General features: G+C 74.0%; 5 protein-coding genes. All 5 read right to left on the minus strand.

Going from position 1 to position 5,504, the window contains the following annotated elements; translation table 11 throughout:
- Positions 1 to 166: 166 nt before the first annotated feature.
- A complete protein-coding gene (locus ACRDTB_RS37145; RefSeq protein WP_431436948.1) occupies positions 167 to 1,171 on the minus strand; it encodes an LLM class flavin-dependent oxidoreductase in 1,005 nt (334 codons plus the stop codon).
- Positions 1,168 to 2,007 (minus strand): alpha/beta fold hydrolase, encoded by an 840-nt coding sequence (locus ACRDTB_RS37150; protein ID WP_431436949.1) that lies wholly within the window; start codon positions 2,005 to 2,007, stop codon positions 1,168 to 1,170. Before ACRDTB_RS37150 ends, ACRDTB_RS37145 begins: the two co-directional genes overlap by 4 nt.
- Entirely contained in the window at positions 2,004 to 2,963 is a 960-nt protein-coding gene (locus ACRDTB_RS37155) for a hypothetical protein (protein ID WP_431436950.1), read from the minus strand. The genes ACRDTB_RS37150 and ACRDTB_RS37155 overlap by 4 nt, the downstream gene beginning before the upstream one ends.
- Positions 2,964 to 3,093: 130 nt before the next feature.
- Complete coding sequence (locus ACRDTB_RS37160; protein WP_431436951.1) at positions 3,094 to 4,422, minus strand: hypothetical protein; 1,329 nt, start codon at positions 4,420 to 4,422, stop codon at positions 3,094 to 3,096.
- 113 nt (positions 4,423 to 4,535) lie between these two features.
- Positions 4,536 to 5,396 carry an alpha/beta fold hydrolase gene (locus ACRDTB_RS37165; protein ID WP_431436952.1) on the minus strand — a complete coding sequence of 287 codons (861 nt, stop codon included), beginning with the start codon at positions 5,394 to 5,396 and terminating at the stop codon, positions 4,536 to 4,538.
- Positions 5,397 to 5,504 lie beyond the last annotated feature (108 nt).

Below are 5,504 nucleotides of genomic sequence, written 5' to 3' on the forward strand. Positions count from 1 at the left end.
CGGCGAGGCAGCGTCGGCAGCCAGCGCCCGGCGAGCGGGTGCCCGGCACCGGACACCGCGCACGACACGGTGTCCAGCACCTGGCGCCCGGCCGCGGCGAACGTGCCCGCGTCAGCCCGCGCGGCGGCCTCGCGCCCCCGGCCGGCCAGCTCGGTCAGCAGCGGTGTCACAGCAGCGGTAGCACCTTCCCGGCCACGTTCTCCAGCAGCGGGAACGGCAGGTCGTAGGAGCCGACGTGCTGGAGGAACACCGCGTCGGCCCCGGCCTCCCGCACCGTCTCCAGCCGGCGGGTGATCTCCTCGCCCGACCCGAACAGGCAGAACTCGTGGGCGAACGCGACCGCGGCCGCGTCGCTGATGTACGGGTCGCACGCGCGCACCGCGGCATCCCAGTCCTCGGCGTGCAGGACGTCCGGGTAGACGCCGGGCAGCGACATCGGCGGCACCTCCACGTGCACGCCCGCGAGCGCGAGGAACGGCACGCCGCCGTGCTGCGCGATGGCCGCGCAGACCGGCTTCAGCTCGCGCGCGTCGCGTGCCACGTCGTCGGTCACCCGGCAGTACGCCGACACGGTCGTCACCGGCTCGTCCCGGCGCCCGGCGGCGTCCGCGCCCTCGCGCACCCTTGCGGTCGCGGAGCCCAGCGTGCCGGGGGAGATGCCGGACAGCAGGATCACGCCGTCCGCGATCTCCCCGGCGAGCCTGAGGTTTCGCGGTCCGCTCGCCGCGATGTGCAGCGGTACCGGAACCGGGTCACGCAGGCGGGAGCGGACGCCGCCGAAGTCCACCTCCTCCCCGGCCAGCAGGGCGCGGACGGTGCCGAGCCCCGCCCGGAGCTCCGCGCCGGTGCTGGCCGGCAGGCCCACCGGCCACACCGAGCTGTTGCCCACGCCGAGCCCGAGCACGAACCGGTCGCGGGCCACCTCGCCGACCGTGCGCGCGGCCGACGCGACCACCGACGGGTGCCGGGTCGCGACGGTGCTCACGGCGATGCCCAGGGTCACCCGCGACGTCGCGGCCGCCGCCGTGGCCGCGACCGTGAACACGTCGCGCCACAGCAGCTGCGAGTCGGGGAACCAGACCTCGTCGAAGCCCAGCCGTTCCGCTTCCGCCGCGGCCGCCACCACCTCGGTGACCGGCGCGCACGGTGGGATCCGCACCCCGACCCTCATGACAGGAACGCCCGGGCGAGGTCGTTGAACTGGTCGGCGTGCTCGTGCTGGGGCCAGTGCCCGCACTCACCGAAGATCTCCAGCGACGACCCGGCGATGGACTCGTGCATCCGTTGCGCCTCCGGCACGTTGCCGAACGGGTTCTGCGCGCCCCACACGATCAGCGTCGGCGCGTGGATCCGCGCCAGCTGCTCGGCGCTCAGCAGGTCCTCGGTGCGCTTGTCCAGCTCCTGCAGGCACAGCAGCTTGTCGATGTTCGCCACGAACTCCGGCCGGTGGTAGATGGCGTGCCGGACGTCGACCAGCTCGTCGGACACGTTTTCCTTGTCGTACATGAGAAGTTCGAGCCGGTCGCGGGTCAGCCCCCGGTCGTCGCTCGTCACCGCGGCCCGCGTGCTGGTGCGGATGCGGTCCATGACCTCCGGGTTGGCCACCGTGCCGCCCGCGGCGACCAGGATCAGCCGCCCGACCCGGTCCGGGTGGTCCGCCGCGAGCCGGCCGGACACCCACCCGCCGAGCGACTCGCCGATCAGGTGCGCGCGCTCGATGCCCCGCGCGTCGAGGTAGTCCAGCACGTGCCGCACGTACCGCGGGATGCGCAGGTCCCCGCCGGGGCTGTCGGTGTAGCCGTGGCCGAGCATGTCCAGCGCGTGCACGGTGAACTTCTCCGCCAGCGCGGGCACGTTGCGCACGAACGCCTCCAGGTGCCCGCTGGTGCCGTGCAGCAGCACGACGTGCTCGCCGCTCCCCGCCCGCAGCACGCGGGTACGCACGCCACCGACCGGGTCGTAGGAGATCTCGTAGGCCGTGCCGGCGAGATCCGTCCACAGCGTCATCGCACACCTCCGGTGGTGAGCACGTCGGCGGGCGTCAGGATGCTGACGCCCATGCCGGTCAGCCATTGGGGAATCTCCGCATAGGCGGCGGTGGCGCCCGTGCCCGGACCGACCGCGGCGGCCATGGCGACCCACGCGCGGATCTCGTGCGCGCCGTTGCCGGCCTCCGCCTCGATCCGCTCGTCGCTGTGGTCGAGCACCGGCTCCACGTCGCCGGCCTCCAGCAGCCCCAGGAACCACTCGTCGAAGGCCGGGTTGATCTCCGGCGCGGCGGCGCGCACGATCTCGCGGCGCCGCACCTCGTACTCGCCCCAGCTGGTGCGGCCCTCCAGCCAGGCCCGCACGAGGAACCGGTCGTCGTCGGAGGAGGCCGCGAACCACTTGGGCCACGGCAACCGGTGGGACAGCCCGCCGGAGGCGATCACCGCCACCCGCTTGTCCGTGCCGTCGGCGCGGATCGCCGCACCGATCTCGGCGCCGAGCGTGTGGCAGCGGCGCAGCGGCGGCAGCGGTGGGGCGAACGTGTTCACCACCACCGGCACGATCGGCACGTCGAGGTCGGGTACCAGGTGCTGCAGCGAGTGCGTGATGCCGTGGTCGACGGTGAGCCGCAGCGAGAACGCCGGGTCCAGCCCGCTTGACACCACGTGGTCGACGATCGTGCGGGCGAGCGCGGTGTCCACCGGGAGCGGGCCACCGGGCGTGCCGGCCTCGCCCGCGCCGAGCACCTCCCCGACGCCGACGGTGAAGCTCGGCATCAGGTCGAGGAACATGCCGCGGAAGTGGTTGGAGCCGATGACCACCAGCGCGTCCGGCCTCGCCTCGGCGAGCGCGTCCCGCGCCGTGGCCAGGCCGTCCCGGAACCGGTGCGCCTCCGGCAGATGGTCCACTTCGGACCAGTGGGTGTTCATCAGGGTGCTGTGCGACGCCCCGACGCCGAGCACGATCTCACTCACTGGTCCGCCTCCCCGCAATTCGATGTGTTGGTCGCGTTGGGCAGTGAGCGTTCGGCCCGGTCACGTGCTTGTGGCCGGCTTGCGTCACGTTCCCCTGAGGTGACGGTTGCCGAGGTTGACAGAAGGTGTCTCACGACTGGCCCTTCTCTCGGGTGCACAACGACACCGCCGTGTGCACCAGGTGCCGGGTGAGCCGGACGGCCTCCCGGAGGTCGACGACGTTCATGCCGGCCGGGAAGTCGAGCGGGAGCGGGGCGTCCGGGCCGATGCGGTCCATCCCGATCCGGGCGGTGGGCAGCCCGCGGGCGCGCAGGATGTTCGCGTCGGTGGCGCCGCTGTTGGCCACGATCGGCTCGTGCGGGTCACCGGTGAGCTCCTCCCACGCCGCCTTGGCCGCGGCGACGACCGGGGCGTCCTCGGGGGTGTGCGTGCCGGGGATGGCGAGCACCAGGTCCCAGTCCACCTCCAGCTCCGGGTGCTCGGCGACGATCCGGTCCACGGCCGCGCCGAACTCGCGGCGGACGTCGGCGGGCGTGGTCCGCGGGCTGGTGCGCAGGTCGACGGTGAACCGGCACATCGCCGGGGTGACCGACGCCATCCGCGGCCACCCGGCCTCGATCGAGGCGACGATGCCCTGCGGCGCCACCAGGCCGTCGGTGTGCCGGGCCGCGTACTCGGGGAACCACCGTTCCAGACCCTGGACGACCGTCGCGGCGTGCAGGATCGGGTTGCGGTAGGTCATCCGGTGCCGGCTGCCGACGTAGTTGAACAGCCCGCGCACCCGCACCTCGAACCAGCAGAGGCCGACCTCCTCCCACGCGACCGCCCAGCCCGGCTTGGCGATCACCGCGTGGTCGGCCCACACCCCCTGCTCCAGCATGAACGAGCACCCCACGCCCTGGCCCGCGTTGCGCCGCGTGAGGCCGCGCGTGGTACGCCCGTTGGTGGGCATCCCGCCGGCGCCGAGGCCGACGATCAGGTTGCCGCACAACGGAATGCCGGCCGCCGCGATGGCCTCGGCGGCGGCGATCACCGAGGCGCCGTGGCCCTTCGGGTTGCTGGCGCCGAGCCCGAGCACGTGGTCGCCGTCGAGCACGGCCTCGGGTCGCATGTCCGTGCGCAGCTCGGGCCCGATCCACGGCACGTCCTCGGCCGCGTCGCCCACGGTGAGTGTGTCGACGGGGGCGTAGAGCAGCAGGTCCTCGCCGCTGCCGTCACCGCGCAGCCGGCCGACGGCGTTGGCCTGCCGGTCGTCGATCTCCTGGTAGGTGGCCTCCAGGCCGCCCTGGGCCAGCTGCTCGGTGAGCCAGCGGGCGAGCGGGGCCTCCTCGCCGGTCGGGCTGGGGATGTCGACCATGCCCACGACGAGGTCGGCCAGCCGGTCGCGGTCGATCCGTTCCCACGCGGCCTCGACCCACGCGCGTTGCCGGGCGCTCAGTCCCGTCTCGACGGTCGTCATGGCCGGGTCGCCGGCCGTACGGTCAGGACCCGGGTCGCGCTGGCGGCACGGAACCAGGCCACCAGCGCGGCGACCACGAGGCACAGCATCAGGACGAAGACGGTTCGCACGGTTCAGCTCCTCTCGGGGCGGTGGGCAGGAAGGCTGGGCAGGAAAGCGCTGACCAGCGCGGCGACCGCGTCCGGTCGCTCGGCCTGCGGATGGTGCGCGGTGCGCCCGAGCACCGCGAGGTCGCCGCGGGGCAGCGCGTCGGCGAGAGCGGCCGCGTAGTCCGGCCCGGCGAACGGGTCGTGCCGGCCCCACACCACCAGCGTGGGCGCGCGGACCTCGGCGAGCCGGTCGCCGAGGTCCTCCGGGGCGCCGCGCGCGGTGGCGTCGGTCGCGAGGCGCAGCGCCGTGGGGGTGGTGCTCGCGCGGTACCGGGCGAGCACCGTGGACTCGGGGACCGCCGTCGCGTCGTGCCACTCCACCTCGGCGATCAGCGCGTGCATCTTCTCCGCGCTCGGCCCGTCGCCGCCGTAGTAGCGGACGCGGACGCGGGCGCCGAGGTCCGGGTCCGAGCGGGGTCCGGGCCCGGATCCGAACGTCATGGCCGGCTGGCTGCCGATCAGCACGATGCGCCGCACCCGGTCGGGCTCGCCGGCCGCGAACCGCAGCGCGACCGACCCGCCGAGCGACTGCGCCACGAAGTCCACAGTGGACAGTTCGAGTCGGTCGAGGAGGCCGGCGAGCGCGCGGGCGTGCGTGGAGAACAGCGGGCCGGGTGTGGGGGGTGCGTCGGACGCGCCGTAGCCGGGCAGGTCCACCCACAGCCACCGGCGGTGCGGGCACAGCGCCAGCACCGCGGCGAAGTCGGCCGTGCTGTGGCAGCCCGGCCCGCCACCGTGCAGGACCACGGTCACCGGGCCGGTCCCGGAACCGGCCCACCCGTGCGCCACTTCGGCCGTCACTTCGCCGGTCAGGTCGGCGGTCACGTCGGTGTTCAATGGTTGGGGTGGGGTGTGGTGGGTTGGAGCACGAGGTCCGCCTGTTCGATGTGGCGGCGGAGTGCGGTGATGGATTGGTCGGGTCGGTAGAGTCGT

Source organism: Actinophytocola sp., assembly GCF_050699935.1.
Taxonomy (GTDB): Bacteria; Actinomycetota; Actinomycetes; order Mycobacteriales; family Pseudonocardiaceae; genus Actinophytocola.

Excerpts from the sequence above, each read along its gene's own strand:
- ACRDTB_RS37150 (WP_431436949.1), bottom strand. The coding sequence starts at position 2,007 with ATGACGCTGTGGACGGATCTCGCCGGCACGGCCTACGAGATCTCCTAC.
- ACRDTB_RS37160 (WP_431436951.1), bottom strand. The coding sequence starts at position 4,422 with ATGACGACCGTCGAGACGGGACTGAGCGCCCGGCAACGCGCGTGGGTC.
- ACRDTB_RS37145 (WP_431436948.1), bottom strand. The coding sequence starts at position 1,171 with ATGAGGGTCGGGGTGCGGATCCCACCGTGCGCGCCGGTCACCGAGGTG.